At 31.3% G+C, this 19,321-nt stretch carries 19 protein-coding genes; all 19 read right to left on the bottom strand.

Translation table 11 applies throughout. The features are described from left to right. Positions 1-35: 35 nt before the first annotated feature. The 19 genes from AB3G36_RS11705 to AB3G36_RS11615 all read right to left on the bottom strand — a co-directional run bounded on the left by AB3G36_RS11705 (position 36) and on the right by AB3G36_RS11615 (position 19,127). Positions 36-830: a DUF1080 domain-containing protein gene (locus AB3G36_RS11705; protein ID WP_367752950.1), complete on the bottom strand. Its 795-nt coding sequence runs from the start codon at positions 828-830 to the stop codon at positions 36-38. A gap of 154 nt (positions 831-984) precedes the next feature. Beyond that, the gene (locus AB3G36_RS11700; protein ID WP_367752948.1) at positions 985-1,467 is read right to left on the bottom strand and encodes a GNAT family N-acetyltransferase; all 483 of its coding nucleotides are present in this window, start codon (positions 1,465-1,467) and stop codon (positions 985-987) included. Between the two features lie 4 nt (positions 1,468-1,471). Continuing rightward, positions 1,472-2,572, bottom strand: a complete 1,101-nt coding sequence (locus tag AB3G36_RS11695) for a Gfo/Idh/MocA family protein (RefSeq protein WP_367752946.1) — start codon at positions 2,570-2,572, stop codon at positions 1,472-1,474. A gap of 228 nt (positions 2,573-2,800) precedes the next feature. After that, positions 2,801-3,073 (bottom strand): DUF4242 domain-containing protein, encoded by a 273-nt coding sequence (locus AB3G36_RS11690; protein WP_367752944.1) that lies wholly within the window; start codon positions 3,071-3,073, stop codon positions 2,801-2,803. 347 nt (positions 3,074-3,420) lie between these two features. Beyond that, on the bottom strand, positions 3,421-4,056 hold the full coding sequence (locus AB3G36_RS11685) for an NAD(P)H-dependent oxidoreductase (protein ID WP_367752942.1): 636 nt from the start codon (positions 4,054-4,056) through the stop codon (positions 3,421-3,423). Between the two features lie 58 nt (positions 4,057-4,114). Further along, on the bottom strand, positions 4,115-4,537 hold the full coding sequence (locus AB3G36_RS11680; RefSeq protein ID WP_367752940.1) for an organic hydroperoxide resistance protein: 423 nt from the start codon (positions 4,535-4,537) through the stop codon (positions 4,115-4,117). Between the two features lie 2 nt (positions 4,538-4,539). Further along, entirely contained in the window at positions 4,540-4,959 is a 420-nt protein-coding gene (locus AB3G36_RS11675; RefSeq protein WP_367752938.1) for a MarR family winged helix-turn-helix transcriptional regulator, read from the bottom strand. A 276-nt stretch (positions 4,960-5,235) separates the two neighbouring features. Further along, positions 5,236-6,900 (bottom strand): serine hydrolase domain-containing protein, encoded by a 1,665-nt coding sequence (locus AB3G36_RS11670; RefSeq protein WP_367752936.1) that lies wholly within the window; start codon positions 6,898-6,900, stop codon positions 5,236-5,238. A gap of 75 nt (positions 6,901-6,975) precedes the next feature. After that, entirely contained in the window at positions 6,976-7,785 is an 810-nt protein-coding gene (locus tag AB3G36_RS11665; RefSeq protein WP_367752935.1) for a helix-turn-helix domain-containing protein, read from the bottom strand. Positions 7,786-7,970: 185 nt separating this feature from the next. Beyond that, positions 7,971-8,816 (bottom strand): transglutaminase family protein, encoded by an 846-nt coding sequence (locus AB3G36_RS11660; RefSeq protein ID WP_367752933.1) that lies wholly within the window; start codon positions 8,814-8,816, stop codon positions 7,971-7,973. Positions 8,817-9,195: 379 nt separating this feature from the next. Beyond that, the gene (locus AB3G36_RS11655; RefSeq protein ID WP_367752931.1) at positions 9,196-10,755 is read right to left on the bottom strand and encodes a serine hydrolase; all 1,560 of its coding nucleotides are present in this window, start codon (positions 10,753-10,755) and stop codon (positions 9,196-9,198) included. A gap of 101 nt (positions 10,756-10,856) precedes the next feature. After that, positions 10,857-11,696, bottom strand: coding sequence for a prolyl oligopeptidase family serine peptidase (locus AB3G36_RS11650; RefSeq protein ID WP_367752929.1), 840 nt, complete (start codon positions 11,694-11,696; stop codon positions 10,857-10,859). Positions 11,697-11,810: 114 nt separating this feature from the next. Beyond that, the gene (locus AB3G36_RS11645) at positions 11,811-12,359 is read right to left on the bottom strand and encodes a transposase (protein ID WP_367752927.1); all 549 of its coding nucleotides are present in this window, start codon (positions 12,357-12,359) and stop codon (positions 11,811-11,813) included. 636 nt (positions 12,360-12,995) lie between these two features. Next, positions 12,996-13,997: an IS110 family transposase gene (locus AB3G36_RS11640; RefSeq protein WP_367752925.1), complete on the bottom strand. Its 1,002-nt coding sequence runs from the start codon at positions 13,995-13,997 to the stop codon at positions 12,996-12,998. A 452-nt stretch (positions 13,998-14,449) separates the two neighbouring features. Continuing rightward, positions 14,450-15,532: a hypothetical protein gene (locus AB3G36_RS11635; RefSeq protein WP_367752923.1), complete on the bottom strand. Its 1,083-nt coding sequence runs from the start codon at positions 15,530-15,532 to the stop codon at positions 14,450-14,452. Positions 15,533-15,535: 3 nt separating this feature from the next. Then, the gene (locus tag AB3G36_RS11630; protein WP_367752921.1) at positions 15,536-16,759 is read right to left on the bottom strand and encodes a hypothetical protein; all 1,224 of its coding nucleotides are present in this window, start codon (positions 16,757-16,759) and stop codon (positions 15,536-15,538) included. A 213-nt stretch (positions 16,760-16,972) separates the two neighbouring features. Then, positions 16,973-17,335, bottom strand: a complete 363-nt coding sequence (locus AB3G36_RS11625) for a hypothetical protein (RefSeq protein ID WP_367752919.1) — start codon at positions 17,333-17,335, stop codon at positions 16,973-16,975. A gap of 6 nt (positions 17,336-17,341) precedes the next feature. Then, on the bottom strand, positions 17,342-17,740 hold the full coding sequence (locus tag AB3G36_RS11620) for a hypothetical protein (RefSeq protein ID WP_367752917.1): 399 nt from the start codon (positions 17,738-17,740) through the stop codon (positions 17,342-17,344). A gap of 13 nt (positions 17,741-17,753) precedes the next feature. Next, the gene (locus tag AB3G36_RS11615; protein WP_367752915.1) at positions 17,754-19,127 is read right to left on the bottom strand and encodes a hypothetical protein; all 1,374 of its coding nucleotides are present in this window, start codon (positions 19,125-19,127) and stop codon (positions 17,754-17,756) included. Positions 19,128-19,321 lie beyond the last annotated feature (194 nt).

Here is a 19,321-nt window from a genome sequence, read left to right as displayed (position 1 = left end):
GTGGCTTTTTTATATGCTTTTATAAAATTGAGTTTTTACAATTTTCTAAGCCAGATATTTCTAAACTGTGTTTTACAACCGTGTTCTTGTAACGAAATCACATCATCTCCATGAGAAGAAGGATAATTATGCAAACCAGAATACAATGTTAAACCATTTATGGTTGTATTGTTTTGTACCAAAACGCCATTGTGAAAAACAGTAATTCTTGCTGGTGCATCAATGAGACCATTCGCTTTAAAACGAGGTGCTGTATAAACTACATCATAGGTATTCCATTCCAAAGGTGTTTTCATTGCATTTACTAATGGTGGGTGATCTTTATAAATACTTCCCGCTTGTCCATTACTATAGGTTCTGTTGTTATACGAATCTAATACTTGTAGTTCATATCTATTTTGGAAAAACACACCGCTATTTCCTCTCCATTGTCCTCCATCGATCACAACATCAGGGGCACTCCATTCAATATGCAATTGACAATCGCCAAACTGCATTTTAGTTTGAATTCCTCCAGCATCAGGAACTACTTCCATATAATCGTTATTCACAATTTTCCAGGCCGCAGGTTTGGTAACGTCTTTTTGACTTACCCATTGATCCATATTTTTACCGTCAAATAATATAATCGCGTCAGAAGGCGCATCCCCTAACTTTTTTGCAGGTGTAACTACACTAACTTGGGGCTCCCAAATTTCGGTCATTTCTGGTTTCATTGGCATAGGTGATACATCTGGTGGCGTATTAATCACCGTATGTTGTGCCATTGCAATTGTAGTTGAAAATAAAACAACTAATAATAAATAACTGCTAACTTTTTTAAATTTCATAACTGACTAAATTAATTTTATTGGACAAAGTATAAATTTATAATAAAATAGCTATCTTTTTGCATCATAACTAAAAAAAAATAAGCTTTAATTATTATGTTGTTAAAAATAACCGAATTCTAGCAATCTATTTAATCCTGTTATTTGATTCTTTTTAATTTGTCAAAATCCAATCTGCAAGAATCAACTCCATTTTATAATCGGCGGTTTGATACATTAAATCAGTTAAAGGGATTTCTTTAAAACCTAAGCTTTTATAAAGTGCAATGGCGCTCAACAATTTAGTATTGGTTTCCAAAATAATAGCTGCAGCATTACTCTTTTTGCAAATATCAAGACAATGTACCATCAGTTTTCGTCCAATCCCTAATCCTTGATAGTCTGAATTAACGCCTAATTTTAGTATCTCAAAATTATTTCTCCCTTCTTTTACTATCGAAATAGTTCCCACAATAGTATTGTCATAATGAGCCAAAAAAATTGAACCACCTTTATCTAGAATTTCTTCTTTTGGAAAGTCGAGCATCGGCATATCTGCGGGTTCTAATAAATCATATTTCTCTAACCATTCTATAGAAAGTCTTTTATATTCTTTATGGTATTTGGGTTCGTAACTAGCAATTTGTAATTCTTTCATTATTTTATTTTATTTCAATCGTACGGTTTGTTTTGCTGCTTTTTATAGCAGCATCAAGGATTTCCATAACAATCATATTATTTTCCAAAGAAGAAAGGTCGTAAGGCTTTAAAGTAATTTCATCTCGTATCACCGCTGCAAAAAAAGCAAATGGATCATTATAAGGAGCTTGAAGTGCGGTAGCTTTATGCCTATCTTCAGTAAAACCGTCATACCCTTCTGCCATTCTTACTCGTATGTCATTTTTATTATCGGCATAAATAGCTCCAGTTAAGCCGTAAATCTCCATATCCTTTCTTCCTATTGGCCAATTCCACGAACCTTGAATCGTAGCATTTGCAGCATCATAAGTCAATAATATAGTAGATTCATCATCTACTTTTGGATTGTTTTCTTTTTGTAATTGTTGCGTAATGGCTGTAACCGTTTTGGGTTTCTTACCTTCCATTAACCAAGTCATTAAATTAACTCCATAACAACCAAAATCAGTTATAGCACCTCCTCCATTCAGTACAGGATCCGTTAACCAATCTAAAAACTCCGAATTCACTCCAATTTTTTTAGGTCCTCTGTGTCCATCATGCACCACCACTTTACGTAAGTCACCAATTTTTCCTTCCTTCACTAAATCATACGATTCTTTGTTAGATGGATACCAAGTGGTCTCATAATTCGTCAATAATTTAATCTTGTATTTCTTTGCAAGAACCTCCATTTTTTTGGCATCCTCCAAACTTACTGCCAATGGTTTTTCTACCATTACATGAATGCCTTTTGGTGCACAAGTGGCTACAACGCCTAAATGCTCATAAATACTTCCAAAAGCAGTTACAGCCTCTGGATGTTTTTTGGCAATCATTTCATCCATCGTATTATAAACTAAATCCATGGAGAAATGATATTGATCAGCATACCGTTGCGCTAACTCTCGATTCGTTTCCACAATACCCACAATATCAATATCTCCCCGGTCTTTAATCCCTAAAATTCCATGAACATGAGTGTGTGTAAGACCAATAATTCCAACTTTAAGTACTTTTTGTTGGGCAATGCAGTTTATAGATAGTGTAGTTATTAATGCTATGAGAATAATTTTGAATTTCATATATGGGTTTTATTTTTATTATCTGTACTAATTTTCACTTACGAATTTAAAAAAATAAACTAGATAACGTTAAATGCCTTTCATTGAATTTCCTTTTTCTTTTTTATAAATGACAATCCATTTTTTGAAACAAAGGATTTGAAGGAGTTATTTGCCTACTCCAAGCACAAAAAAACTACGCCTTACCTAAAAGTGTAGCTTCCATTTTTTTAAAATAAATAGGATATTTTATTGTGCGGTATTTGGATTTATTTCGGCAAATACTTCACTAACTGCATTAGCTGGAAAACCACCTAGTTTAGCATGTTCACGCACCATAGCTTCATTAGGCGCAGTGTATACACAATAAATTTTATCTTTGGCTACAAAGCTATTGTGCCATTTTATTTCGGAACCCATTTTATCCAACACATTACAAGAGGTTTGCGAGATATCTTTTAGTTGTTGTGGGGTAAGTTTACCAGCTCCAGGAATTTCTCTTTCAATTACATATTTTGGCATCGTCTTTATTTTTGTGACACTAAATTAAATTCAGTACCAAGCCGTTTTTTAAAATGGTATCTGCTTCCATTATTCATTTGTATCTTAAAGTTAATAAAAATATTTATGAAATTATCACAAGTAGTTAATTATCATTTATTTAAACACTTTTTTTGTCGCGAAATAATAAACCATTGTTTGTGTTTTTTTTTATAGATTACAATTGAAAAAGGAATACAAATTGATTTTAAAGCTCTTACTAAAAACGCAAAAAACCTAGACCAAAACTGGGTTTTGGACTAGGTTTTAATTGAATAATTTACTTTTATAAATCTAGAATATAAGCTGGAATATTCTAATTGAACTATTTATTTTAGCTCAATTACAAATTCTTCTTTAGGGGTTCTTACTTTTTTCATGGGAGCAATCCAGTCGTTTGGAGTGTCAGCATAACCTACATACATTAAGGAAACACTTTTTAATCCTCTTTTGTCTAATTCTAAGATTTCATCAACTACAGTGTTGTTAAAACCTTCGACTGGTGTACTATCTACTTTTAGTTCAGCGGCTTGCGCCAAAGAAAGACCAAGTGCAATATACGTTTGTCTGGCGATATGAGCAAAATTCTCTTCGGCAGATTGTGCTAGGTAGATTTTCTTCAACATATCAGTATAGCTATCAAAACGCCCTCTTGGTAATCCACGAACATCAGTTGTATGATTATAAACTTTATCAATTCGTTCAGCAGTATAACGATCCCATCCAGCAAAAACGACCACATGAGAACAATCTCTCATACATTCTGGATTCAAAGCTCCTTTTACTAATTTTTCTTTTAATTCTTGATTTTCAACAACAATCACTTGGAATGCCTGTAATCCTGACGAAGTTGGTGCTAAACGTGCCGCTTCTACAATTTTATCAATGTCTGCTGCACTTACTTTTTTGGTTGGATCATATGCTTTTACGGCATGTCTCCAGTTTAAATTTTCTAATAGTGTCATTTTTTTTATTGTATTTATAGGTAATATGTAATGAATTAGTACGAAACTTATTGTCAATTTAATTGTTTGAAACAGTCAACTTCACTTGCATATTCCCCCTAGTTGCATTAGAATAGGGACAAACTTGATGTGCTTTTTCAATTAACAATTGTGCTTCATCCATGGATACTCCAGGAATATTAGCATGTAGTTCCGCTTCTAATCCAAAACCACCATTTTCAATTTGTCCAATACTTACTTGAGCAGTTACCGAAGTTTCACCTGTTTGTATTTTTTCTTTTTTTATGATCAAGTTGAGTGCACTATCAAAACAAGCTGAATAACCCGCTGCAAAAAGCATTTCCGGATTTGCATATTCATCATTTGCTCCACCTAAAGATTTGGGATACCTCACTTCTAAATCGATAATTCCATTTTCACTTTTAACTTGTCCATTTCTACCACCAGTTGCGGTAGCATTAATTGTATAAATTGCTTTCATTTTTATTTCTTTAATATCTTAGTTATTATATTTTTTAAGCTTAACAAATCTTCTGCTGAAACATTCATAGATTCCATTAATTGACCCGGAATACAGGCCGCTTTTTCTTTTAATGCTAGTCCTTTTTCGGTTAGTGAAATATTAACCAATCGTTCATCAACCGTACTTCTAATTCTTGAAACAAATTCTTTTTGCTCCATTCTTTTTAGCAAAGGGGTTAACGTACCACTATCTAGTTTTAATTTTTCTCCAAGTTGATTTACAGTCTGTTCTTTATATTCCCAAAGTACAAGCATCACCAAATATTGCGGATAAGTAAGCTGTAACTCTTCTAACAAAGGACGATATTGATTTATAATTTCCTTTGCAAATACGTACACAGGAAAACAAACTTGCTCGCTAATATGTAATTGGTCTTTCATCTTTACTTTTTAATGGTACAAATATAGTTCACAATTAAATTGTACGCAATTTAATTGTGAAAGATTATTATTATTTTAACAACTGTTACAATATGAAAATCTATTATCCATTTCATTTATTGTTGCCTTTTATTAGACAACAGTACTAAATACAGCATATTGAAGTACTCCTACTCCATATAGTTCAAACTTAAACGACTTTATGATAAACAAAAAACCTAGAACAAAATGGTTTTCATTCTAGGTATATTCTTTTTTACAATTTCATTATTTCTTTTATTTAATTATCGCAGGCAAAATATAATCTTTTACAATTGTATCTGCTTGCGCATGTGCATAGGGTTTATTATATGCTTTGGAAGTGATAATAATAGTAATGGGAAGGTCTTTAAACATAATAAATTCATTGCCTCCATTTCCTGCACAATAATAGGTTTCATAATTTTTACCTTTATAGAAAACCGATTTGTTCCAGAATAAATAACTGTAAAACTGATTGTCTCTTTCGGGAATTTGAATTTGGTGTGTGAACGTTTTTTCTACCCATTCTTTTGGTAGTATTTGTTTTCCATTCCATACGCCTTTGTTTTTGTACAATTGAGCATATTTAGCATAATCCAAAGACCTCATTTGCAAACTTCCTGCCGTATTCACTACTTTTTGTGGCGTATATTGCCATTGGTAATTTGTAATATTCAAAGGTTCAAACAGTTTTTCACTGGCATATTTTTCTAATCCTCCAGTAATTTTTTTGTCTAAAATGTCACCTAATACGACAACTCCGGCTGTAAAATAATCCCATTTCCCTCCATTTATTTTCGAATGATCCATAGGCAAGTCTAAGGTGAATTTTACCCAATTAGCTGTAGGATACATATTCTCCTCATTTCCTGGGGAATTACCGTCTGCATCTGAGCCATTAAGTGCGGAACTCATGGTCAATAAATCCTTTATCTTGATACTGTCTTTTTTTGGTTCATAATTATCAAATTGCTTTAAATCATAGAAAGAATTCAATGTTTCATTTTCATTTTTAATGTAGCCATCACGAATCGCCATACCCATTAAAGTGGATGTAAATGACTTTCCTGCGGATCTCGTGTCCTGCAATGTATTTCTTTCGGCATCATTAAAGTATTCTTCCAGCATTAGTTTTCCCTCTCTAATGACTACAATACTGGTGATTTCTTTTAAATTGTACTTGGCAATTTCCGAATTGAGCATTTGAATTTTGGCTTTGTCAAAAGGCAATTTGGAAATCTCCCAACCGCTATTGGGTTGAATGGGTTGAATCGCCATTTGTTCGGCCGTAATTTTAGGCGTTTTAATTACAAGTTGTACTTTACCCTCGGCAATTAAATCGCCAACTATTGCGTCGCTACTCTCTTCCCTTTTCACATAGGGTCTAATCTCGATTTTGAGTTGGTGTTTGCCTTCCGTCAATGCTTTTTCTCCGCCCTTAGTTTTAAATCGATCCCAAAGATACATCGCCCACCAATCTTCGCCTTTAGAACTCGTCAATGGCACTCTAAAAGAGGTAGACGCATTTTTAGTACCGCCAGATCCAAAACTGCATCCATGATGAATGTTTTCTTTGTAAATCAATTGTCCATCAATGTAAAATGAAAATTGAAGATTTCCCACATGGAGTAATTCTTCAAGTGGTAAATCGGGAGCCAATTGATGCAGATAATTGGTAACCGAATTATTCATAAAAACTCGGATATTCAAGTCTGATTTTCGAGTTAAATTGAAGGAAGTTAAGAAATCCGATTCTTTATATTGATCTAAAGGAATATTCCCATTCATGAAAGTAATTTTTCCAACATTCGCTTTGTGCAAATCAGTTGCAATGCCTTCGGTCGCTACTACATCTTTTATTTGTCCAAAACTGGTTAGAAAAACCAAGTTAACTAAAATGGTGGCGAAAAATTTTTTCATAATTGGTTACTTATTTAGGTACAAAACTATAACCCAAATGAGTTAAAAAATAGAACAGAATTAACATTGGTAAAATTAACTGAAAAGAATTTTTCTATATTCAGAAGGATTAATTCCATTGATTTCTTTAAAACAACGGGTAAAATGACTTTGATCTGCAAAGCCACAATCTAAGGCTATGGTGGTCAAACTTAATTTTTTCTGAGAGATGAGTCGCAATGATTTTTCGACTTTTAATTTTCGAATGTATTCTCCAAAACTAGAATGAAAGTATTTAGAAAAGTCTCTTGATAAATGCACAGGATGAATATTTACCGTTTTTGACAAATAGTCTAAGGTAAGTGCATCTGTAAATTGATCATTCAATATCATATTGATTTCCGAAACCCAAGTAGGCTTAATATTTGCCTTAGTTTGCTTATCAATTAACATTTTGGCTAAGGATTCTAATAATAAAGTTTCAATAGAAAGCGGACTTGTGGTATCGTCCATTTTGGTTTCTCTAAAAATTTTATACATTAAAAATTTCAAATCAGAGTTGGCAATATTGATACTCCCTTCTAGATTATTTGCATCAAATTCTAAATCATCAAACCAATTTTTTTCTATTTCAATATGAAAACCTCTTGTAAATCCTTTGGGTTTGATATTGTAGTGTGGCTCTTGCCAATTGTGAAATAGCAAACTCCCTGCGGAGCAGTTGTATATCTCCTTTTTATTTCCTTCAATCACATTTCCTTCCAAAATAAAAGTAAAATAGGCGTTTTCATGATAATGCCAGTCTACCTTCTCATGCGTATAAACGGTATCGGTCAACGTAATTCCATCTAAATGAATCGTTTTATTCGTTTGCCCATAAAATTCTCCTCTTTGTGATTGTTTCATTATTTGATTCTAATTAGCATTTCGCTTTTTGAAAATAACATATAAATAAACAACTTATTTTTGGTTTTAGATTACAGTTGCTTGCTAGAATTCAATTATTTATCATTTCCACTCTAGAGAGAAATCACATAGAAAGGGCAAAGATTGTTATTTACTTATTCAAAATGACAAATAGATATTCCTTTTTATTGAAAGGACAAACCTTTATAATTTCCGTCATATTTATAAGGTTGAAATGATGGATCGACTACTTGGCAGTCAACAATTACGTTTGTACCATAAGCGTCACCAAAAATACTGGCAACAGCAGCATCTGCAGCATCCCTTCCGTTAGCAATTTTTACCAATCCGTTGAGTGGTGCTAATTTGGTTGAATCAAATACAATCCAGTTTCCATCTATATATACTTCCATGCAAGCATGAAAATCGGGTGGATTTAATTGATACGCATATCCTGTGAAGTATCTCGCAGGAATTGTTAAAGCTCTACAAAGCGTTATTCCCAAGTGTGCAAAATCACGGCATACTCCTACTCTATCATTTAAAGTATCGATAGCCGAAGTTTGTGAATTTGTGCTTCCGCTGGTATAACTAATATTGTTATAAATCCATTCAGTTATAGCCACAACGGTTTCGTAAACCGAATTGTATTGCCCGAATTGATTGTATGCGAATTCCATAACTAGATCGGATTGACAATACCTACTTGGATACAGAAATGAAGCAATATAACTGTCTAATTCCACTACATCGACGACATTGGCAGAGGTACTTTCATCTATGATTTTATAGTTCATATCTACAACTGCTGAATATGTTAAGGTGAAAGTAGTGGGTTGCTGAACCTTAAGACGAACAAACCTAGAACTACCGTCGTGGGCCGTATATTGTTCCAAATACATTGGTGGATCTACCTGAATATTTTCTTGCAAGACTTTTTGACTATAGGTATTTAAGGCTTGAATATTAAAGATGAAAGTGGTAGGACCATTTACAACATACGAAAGCGAACAGTTTACATTGAAATTCATATCAATTATTTTTTAATTTATTCGTTTTGGTAGTTATTCATGTGTCGGGAATCGCCACAACTACTTTTCCGTTTATCTAGTGATAAAAGTAGGTAGAAAGAAATGGTAAGACTTATATAAATAAAGACAAATATTATATAATTGTTAGTTAGTTAAAATGTGTATTCTTAATTTCTTTAACTTGTTGTATAGAAAAATAGCATTCCAAATCTCTTTAGACTTATGTTCTATTGGTATGGGAAGGATTTTCGATAGAATTATTGGTAAAAAAAACTACTATTTTTAGAGAATTGTTAGCGCAACTAGTCTGTCGAGAATTCTTTTTGGAAATGATCAACAGACTTGCACTAATTAAGTTGGATTTATTCTTATTGGTTTACTAGTTTACTCTTTTTAGGTCTAAATCTTGAAAGTCAAAACTAAAATCAATATTTGGCGAAATACCTTTCATCTTTATTGATTGTGCTTTTCCGGTTTCGTCTGCGGTAAAAGTGGCCATCGCATCACAATTCATCGCTTGATATTCCCATTTTATGGCAAATGTATTGGCATCATAAAAAGCCAAAGGACCATTTAATTTTGGCGAACGCAAACATTTCATCCACAATTTCTTGTCTTTTAAAAATACTTCCACTTTTCCAAACCAGTTGTCCTCATAAACACCTATAAAATCTTGGTTTTTGATTTTGGTGTTTTTTACCGCTTCTACTTTGTTCCAAACTTCCTTGGTTACATCATCACCTTGATTTCTTCCTTCATTCATCCATCCCACCATTTTATCGGTCCATCCAAAATCGTCTAAACCTAAATAACTGTCGCTTATCGTTTGGGTAACTGCACTAAATAAACCAGCACCACCATTCTCCGTATTGGTCAAAATAACAATTCCTAAGTTCATGTCAGGATACATCGTAATTATAGATAACATGCCTGGCAGACCGCCTGTATGAGAAACTTTAAAATTCCCTTTGCTATCCCCTAATTCAAATCCTAAACCGTAACCCGCAAAATGAGAATTATATCTTGGGTCTGGATTGGCCTGCTCTACGGTATGTATGCGCCACATTTCGTTATGATTTTTTTCAGAAAACAAAGTAGATTGCATATCAACACCATATTTTCCTTTATTCAACTGTGTAATCATCCATTTAGATAAGTCGGATACATTCGAGTAAATACCTCCTGCTGCACTTGCAGTACTAATAGCATATGATTCAATGGTTTTTATAGTCCCTGATTCTGATGAGTGCGAAACCGCTAAATTACTTTTGTCTTTTAGTAAGCTCCCCACATAAGTACGATTCATTTCTAATGGAGTGATGATGCGTTGTTGCACAAATTGCTCATAACTCATGCCACTCTCTCTAGCGATAACCTCTCCTGCAACGATATACAGTAAATTATCATAATCAAATTGAGTTCTAAAGGGCGAAACCGCTTTAAAATGTTGAAAGCTAGTCACTACATCATTAACCGTAAAGTTAGAACCATCAGGAAAAAACATTAAATCCCCCACGCCCAAACCAAGGCCACTGCGGTGTGTCAACAAATCTAGGATGGTAAAATTGGCAGTAACATAATCGTTATACATTTTAAATTCGGGAATATGGTCAATCACTTTATCGGTCCATTTTAATTTGCCTTCGTCTTCTAAAATCGCCAAAGCAGCCGATGTAAATGCTTTAGTATTCGAGGCAATTTGGAAATTAGTATTTTCATTGACCGCTTGCTTAGTTACAATAGAATTGACGCCATATCCTTTTTGATGAATTATTTTACCATCTTTAACAATAGCGATGGCAGCACCTGCCACCTTAAACTTTTGTAATGCCTCTTGCATCAAAGAGTCAATTTTGGTAGATGACAATTGAGCAAAACTTGCGGTTGATGTTAAACAAATAAATAGTACTGCTAAAAATGATTTTGATCTTTTTTTCATATTGATTTGTGATTTAGATTTCGATAATTATAGTTTTTTAGTTTTTTAGTTTTCCAATTTTATGGTGACTATGGATTATAAATGTAGGTAAGAGATGTTTTTTATTTATGCTTATCAAATAACCATTTAGGAATTTCCTCGGTAATTAAAAAAGGAATGACAATAGTATTATGATTGAGGTTATTAAAAGTCGTAAAAATCAAATTTTTGTTTGAAGGTAATTTATTAAACAATTCAAGACTTCCGATATAGGGATTCTCGTCATCTTTTTCCCCATGTATAAGCCATAAATTTTTCTTGCTTAATTTTTTAAGATTTGAAAAATCAGGAACGGCTGCAACAGAAACGGTAGCCGCAAATATGTTTGGCGCAATATTCAGTACGTTTTGTGCAGTTGAAGCACCCATAGAATAACCAATTAAGTAAATCCTATTTTTATCAATGTTTGGATATTTTTTTTCAACATTTTTAATTAATTCCAATACTGCAAAAACATCTTTTGAAGATTTTGAAATTTGAATACCATCAATATTCTTTTCATAATTTGAAGAACGCTTGCTGAATTGTGGTGCAATTACATAACATTGATATTTATTATAAATTTCAGGTCTTAACCAAATTTTCGCAAATGGTTCAAGTTGATTTTCATTATCATTTCCAATTCGGGTAGAGTTGTGAAAGGTAATTACTAAAGGATATTTTTGTTTATTACTATTATTTTTTGGCTTTAGAAGCCGATACGGAATTTGTATGTTTTCTTTAGTAAATGTTTTTTTTAGATAGACATCCGTATTTAGGCTGTTTACTATTTTTCTGTTATTTACGAAAGCCAAACTATCAACAACCGCTTCTCGGAATTCTTTTTTCTGTGCAAAAGTGGAATTTGCAATTAAAATCAAAAAAATTATTGTTAGATTTTCTTTTAAATTTCTTTTATGCATACTTTTTTTCTAAAATTACGACAAAGATTCTGGGATTATAAATGTAGGTAATTGGTTTTGTTTTTCACGTGCCCACTGCTAGCACAAGCATCTCACTCGTGCCCACAATAAAAATCAATTCATATCTATTTCTAAAATTGTATGATCATTATTTCCATAGTTTCTAGCTGAACTGTATTTCCAATCAATTGAATCAGTTACAAAACCAGATTCTACAGGGTTTTGATGAATATATTTAAGTTTTTGTTCAAAAACTTTTAAAGACCAAATTTCAATTGGATGATTGTCTTGTTGCCAAAACTGTCTGTGTTTTACATTGCTATTCTTTTTGCCTGCACGTTCCATCATCCAAAGCATCCATTCTCTTCTACTTTCTTGAACATTTTCTTCAATTGTTTTGAGCATTTTTTTAGATGTAAAACCTTTAAAATCTCTCATCAAACCAGAAGGATCTCCATTACTTGAACGAAAAATTAAATGAACATGACTTGGCATAATGCAATAACCATAAATTTCCATTCCTTTATTTTTTCTACAAAAATCTAAGGATTCAATGATATTCCCAAAATAAGTATCTCGTGTAAATACATCAATCCAATTAATGGTTGCAAAACTTACAAAATAAGCACCTGTACTTTCACCAAATTTATATTTTGTACTCATATATATTACAGTATTTGCTTTATGGTTAAGCTCATCGTAGCTAAAGACCGCTAGCGCGAGCGTCTCGCTCGTGCCCATTATCAAAATAAATTTAAAATAAAGTAAACCATTATTTTTGATATTTTTATTAATGAACTATTTTATAAATAAATTATCAAAATAAACTGCTATAATAGAAAACTACATGTATATTTTTTCATACAACTTTGGTTATATTTAGTTTGTGGGCACGAGCGAGACGCTCGCGATAGCTGGGGACTTTTAAAAAAAATCAATAATAAAAAAATAAAACAAAACCCATATTCCAATAAAAAATAGTCCTAGGTATAAATTATTTAAATTTTTCTTTAAGTCTTTTTTAATTATAAGATGGTATAAAACCCAACCTATAAAGGCGATTACTAAACCTATTACCATTCCAACTCTTGACATATTTTATTTTTTTAATATTATACGATTAAATACTAATGGTCCACCGATTACTATGATTTAAGCAAATAATAATTCATAAAATTTTCATTTATTTTTTGTGAATAATTCAATAACTTTGTGTTGAAAACAAACAATAGGTCTTGCGAAGGGGAAAAAGTTTTTATTGCTTCTTCCCTTTCAAAAGAAAAATTTATTTATTTGATTTTAAGCTATTTGTCTTTTTTCAAAAATTCTGTTTTCCTTAATACATGCGCAAAGACGATGTACGATTTTGTTTCTTATATTGTTAATTACGAGCATTTTGCTTTTTCCTTCTTCTACTTTTCGGTTATAATAAATTTTCAACTCTGGATCGCTTGTGATTGCAGATAACGCACACATATGCAACTGTTTTTTTAATTTTTTATTTGCCATATAATGGACTTTTGGTTTTGAACGTACGCTTTTTCCTGAAGTGTGTTCAAAAGGCACCACGCCTGCATAACAAGCCAATTGACGAGGAGTGATATACATTGTAAATTCATTTGTAAAACAGATTAAGAATAAAGTTGTTACTTTTCCAACGCCTGTAACCGATGTCGATATTTTAAATATTCTGGAAAGATTTTCATCTTCGTTGATTATTTTATCTAATTGTTTTTCTATTTTTTGCAAATCTGTTTCAATTCCTTTAACGGTACTTTTTTGGAGTTTTTCTGAGAGTTTAGCCACTTCTAAATCAAATGACTTGAGTTCTTTTACATTACGTAACAACGAGGCTTTTGTAACCACTAGCTTTTCTCTTAAAGACAATAAGTTTCTGATTTTATCAACTTCTTTTCTAGGAGCTTTGTACAGAACTGCTTCGTCAACATTCTTCATGGCATAATAAGCTATTCTTTCAGCATCGATTTTGTCGTTTTTACCTCTCTGAACACCAATACTTCGAATAATTTTCAAAGACATTTCTACCCAAAGATCAAACTTAAATACCATCAAATACTTGATAAGTAACTTTCCATACATGCCAGTGTGTTCTAAACAAATCAATGTGTTTTCAAAAGTAGCATTTTGCTCTTTCAACCATTTGTGAAGTGCTTGGATTCCTTTGTAATCATTTACAAATTGATTATGGATGGTGTTTTGTTTATCTCCATTCAAAATCACAACAGCATCAAAATATTCTTTGGATATGTCAATGCCTAAAAAATGCTTAAATTTGTTCATAAGAAAATGTTTTAAAGATTAGCAACCAGTCTATTGAACACACTCATAACCTTGATAATAGGCCTAAAAACCTGAATTACTATTTGATGCTTGTTCAATACAAACTGACAAAGTCCTAATCGGGGGATAAGTCTAAAACTTTGCGGCGCGAATGGTTCACTTTGTCAGTTTGGTTGTTAATTTAAATTTACTGATTTTTCAAAGAACAAATCTAAAGGCTAGCGCGAGCGTCTCGCTCGTGCCCATTATCAAAAGCAATTTAAAATAAAGTAAACCATTATTTTGATATTTTATTAATGAACTATTTTTATAAATAAGTTAAAAAAATAAACTACTATAATAGAAAACTACATTTATATTTTTTCATACAACTTTGGTTATATTTAGTTTGTGGGCACGAGCGAGACGCTCGCGCTAGCTGGGGGCCAAACGGCTGTTGGTGGCAGGTTTTTTTATTTAGTAATAAATTCAGTTACTCTTTTTGCGGTTATTTCATTTGCTTGTTCCCGTTGAATAAAACTAACTTTTTTAACATCCATTCTTTTAAACCAATCTTCCCAATAAGTTTTTAAAATCTCAAAGTCAAATCCTTTACCTGCTTTTCTTTCATTCACTTCACAAATTAAGACTTCAGTATTGGATAAATCAATATCAACTTTTGGAATGTTTAGTTCATAATTTGTAATTACTTGTAAAGTGTTGCCAATTGAAACAGAATTATGTAATTGTTTTTCAAAACCGTAAATCTTGGTATCAGCGGGTTTGTTTTCAGCTTCTAAATATCCATCTGTTATAATTACAACTTTATTGATTATATTCTCAAATAGTGTTGGTTTCTTTATATAATTCACAAGATACCTTCTCAAATAAAATCTATAATCAGCTCCAAGTGGTTTATCTTTTGCTAATTTGTACATTTCTTTAATACTACTTTCAAATTGTTCGTTTTTTTCACTTGTGAAAAATAAACGGTTACTTTTTCCTTTATGTGTTGAAAGATCAAATTGTAAGTTATTTGCAACTTCTCCAAATTGTCCTTTTGCTTGGTCAATATCAGTGACGTCAACAATTAGTTTGTCTTTGGTATCTTGTTTTAATTTTGAAAATTCAACAAATGATTTCCAAATAGTTTCTAATACAAAGATGTCATTCTTGATTTGATTTGGATTATTTAATGTATCGATTATTCGTCTCGATAAATCAGGAACAATGATCAAATTAATACTTGTAGGCGGTGGCGGAAGCCACCCTCTACATTCATTTATTTCTTCTTCGTTTAAGTTTAATTCTGTTAACTTTTTTCGTGTTTCATATAAAAACTCTTCGTCCTGATATAAATCTGCTTTATATTTATACCAAACCATTTCAACATCTTTTTTATTGAAACTTGTTTCAAGTTCTTTCATTGCTTTACTCTGCGTTGAAGGTCTTGTAATTGCATAAATAAATAAACCAAAAAATAGTAGAAAGGCAACTAAAATGTATAATGGTTTTTTGTCTTTCTTTTTCTTTTGCTTTTTTTGAATATTTTCCATCTTTTAGTTATCGGAGTTTAGGTTTTGAATTTTGTTGTTGAGCCAAATGGTTTGAGCCTTAATTGCATTGTCAATTAATGGAAGTGCTACATCTGTGTAAAAATTGTTATTAGTATAATTTTGCCATCCACCCATAAATTCGCCTACAGAACCTTTTAATGAAGAAATATTAATAGGGATTACTCCGTTTTCATAACCAATTATATCTTTTTGTTTCTCTTCAATTTTACTTTCACAAGTTGTTATATCGCTTTCAAATTTGTTTATTTTTGAGATAATTTCAGCTAATTCTTTTCGCTTTTCTCCGATTTTATAATTTATGTTTTCTATCATTAACTTTACTTGCTCATTTTCAGTTTTTAAATACGAATGACTTAATACAAAATTCAGTAAAAATCCCCATACGACATAAACAACAAATCCTAAAACTAAAACTAAATAGAAATTTATATCAGAAAATATCATATTGAATTTCCAAGTTTCGTTCGTTAAACCTGCATTAAATTCATTTGTATGAACACCTTGTGAAATTTTATATCCAATAAATACGTCAGCAATAAGTGTTATTAAAAGTAATGAACTAATAATTCCATATTTTGATTTTTTATTTTCTGCATTTAATTTTTTGTTACTTTCAATTGAAACGTGAATGTAAAAACCCATTGCAAGGAAGATTACTGGAAATAAAATAATTAGTGCGATAACACCACCTCCTTTATTCATTGCATCTGTAAAAACATTTGGATTTATAAAACCCAAACTACCGGGTTTTATTCCATAAAAAGCTGAATATCCTGAAGAAGAATAAAAAACGAATAAATACATTGTTAGAAGCAATGTTATAAATGCGCCTATAACAAATGATGAAGTATCTCCAATTTCGCCATCTCCGTTTCTAATGTCAATTTTTTCAAGTTCTAATTCTTCAATCTGTTTTTCTTTGTCTTCTTTAAAACTTTTATATGAAGATATTTCTGCGTTAGCATCATTTTTTTTAGTCTTTTCAGATTGTAGTTCGGCTTTCAATTTTGAAATTCTGTCTTTGAGTCCTTGCTCATCTAATTTTTGCTCTTCCAAAAATTGGTCATAAACATTGTCAAGATAACCGTCAATAGCTACTGGCTGTGATTGGGATTTTTGTGCTGATCTAAAACCATATTGAGAATAGGTGATTTTTCCCTTTTCACTGTTTGTTCTGGTTTGACCATTTAGTAATTCTTCTGCCATATTATTCTATTGTTTGATTGTTTTTTATTTGTAATTACTTGTTGTATGTTATTGTTTTTTAGTTAGTTGCTGTAAACTTGCCACCAACGTTATGCCACTTTGAGATGGCTGGAAGTTCGTAACCGCTCAGTTTTCGGCTTAACGAAAACTTGATGCGAAACGATAATTCCACTAAATTCCAGCTAGCTCAAAATGGCTGTTACCCGACGTTATTTATCTTTGCTTCCCTTCTGGATTTTCAATTGTTTTCCATCGATTATAATTGCTAGTATACTTTTTTCTATAATTATCCATCGAAGCTTTAAATTGACCGATAATTAAAATTGCATCACTATTTGAAGGTAAAGTTTCAGTATCTAGTAAATCTAAAAAAGTAACAGTTGGTTCATCTTTTAAAAAATCTTTTAGTTTAGTCAAAACTCGATTAACATTTTTAACTTTGAAAGCGTTTAAGGCATCATCTGGTTTTTTCTTTGAAAACTCTTTCATTTCAATATAAATAGATTCAGCTAATTCATTTAGCATTTGAAAATTTATAATTTCTGCTTCTGTTGGAAGTATTGTTTTTTTTGCCATTTTATTTTATTTTATTTTTTTCGGTGGAGCTGTTTTTATTTTAGACTTAGATTTGTTAATTACCCAATACCACTCAAAAATATATTTATTTCCGTCATATTTTTGTTCAATATAAATGTTGTCAGCTCGCAATTTTTCAAAACAATTTAAATATTGTGAAAGAATAAAAGTTACATCGCTATTAGAAGGTAAATCATCCTCATCAAACTTTTCAAATGAATCAAGTGGTTTATATGTTGCTCCTAAAATCTTGTTACCACTTAATATGATTTCATTTATAAACTTTAATTTAAATTTGTTAACACCATCGTTTGGAGATTTTCTAGCCAAAATTGTTATTTCTGTTAGCAATCCTTCAAGTTGAGTTTGTGTTTTTTCAAAATTGTTTATTTCGTTATTGTTCATTTTTTATTTTTTTTTAGGAAGGACAAGCTCTTGTAAACTCAATATATTTTTTCTTGATGACTTCAATAGGATTTCGTTGTTTACTTTCAAAAACCTGAGTCATCATTTTTAAATCATTATCATCTAAAATAAGAATACATTTTCTGTGAGCAGACCATAAATCGATAATGTTTTTCAAAACTTTTGACGGCGGTGGATTTCGTGTAACGATTATTCCAAAACTACCAAATTGTTCTTTTAGGTATCGGTTCAACTGTAAAATATGTTCTTGTTGAACTTCTTTAACGTTTTTAAGTTCCATTACAATTTGGGTACAGTTATATTTTTCATATATCTCTTTAAGGAAATCTGAGGACTTATTATTGTAGAATATTAAATCTCTGATTTGTACACCTGATTCTGTTCTACTTTGTTCTTGAGCAAAATCCAAATGAGGATAGACTAAAGATGTAATTAATTGGCAAGCATTATCCTCAAATTTTCTATCTGCATTTTCGGTTTTACCTGTAGGTAATTTTGTAATTGTCGAAATTTTTCTTTTAGCTGAAGTTACAGGAATTTGATTAAATAAAGGGTCATTTTTGCAATTCTCAAATTGTTTTTCTTTAATAGAAGTATATGCCTGAACTATATCATAATTCTGTCTATTAAAATTTAATAATTTTATTTTATCTGGGAATTCTTCTCCTTCTTTATGTATGTTTTTTACATAATATGAATTGAAATAATCATCAGTATTTATCCAAGGAATATGTTTTAACCATCTTTTTGGTGTAAAGATAATTGGTGTGTTACTAATTGGATTTATTGGAAGATGAGTCACCTCTTCTCCAAAAGTATTAGTTTTTGAATTATAAATGTTTTTTAATTGAACTTTCTGAATAGGGATACCAAATTTTTCACATTGTTCGATTGTGTAGTCAACTAAGAATGATTGTATAAAGTTACAAGCAATATCGCTAACTCTGTCTTTTGAGAAATTTTCAACTAATAATTGAATTTCTTCAAAATGAATAAAACCACTTTTATTTAATTGGGATATTGAAGAAAATTGATTTAATATTTTATTAGCTAATTTTTCTCCGATTCGTTTTCCTTCTTTTGTTTTAGAATTACCTAAACCTACTTCATTGCATTCTGACGCTCTGATTAATATTTCGAGGGCTTCTTTTTCATTCCCTTTTGAAATTAAATGTCCTAAATTATTAAAACTATTTGTTATTGAAAGATGTAATGAATTGTCTTGCATTGAAGGCGATTTCCATAATAAAAATGGGTCTACGTATAAAGGTATATCTTCGTCTATAAACGGTATAGCAAAATCAACCTCTTCTTGTGTGATTGGAATACTGAAAAAATCGTTAAGTCTAGGTCTTATTATGCTCATTTTTTTATAATGTCGGGTAACTTGTATATAACATAAAGTTTATACCTCTTTTAATTAAATTCTCTCTTAACTCGAAACAAAAATCCACAACAAAAGGAAAGTATACTTTCTTCTTATTGTGGATTAATTTTGTTTTTACGTGGTTTTCAAATGTATGATTTTTTTTATTAAAATACCAATACCCAAATGTAAGT

It is taken from the genome of Flavobacterium sp. WC2430 (genome assembly GCF_040822075.1).
Classification (GTDB): Bacteria; Bacteroidota; Bacteroidia; order Flavobacteriales; family Flavobacteriaceae; genus Flavobacterium.
The sequence above is the reverse complement of the archived record's forward strand: the minus strand, read 5'-3'. Positions and strand labels throughout refer to the sequence as shown.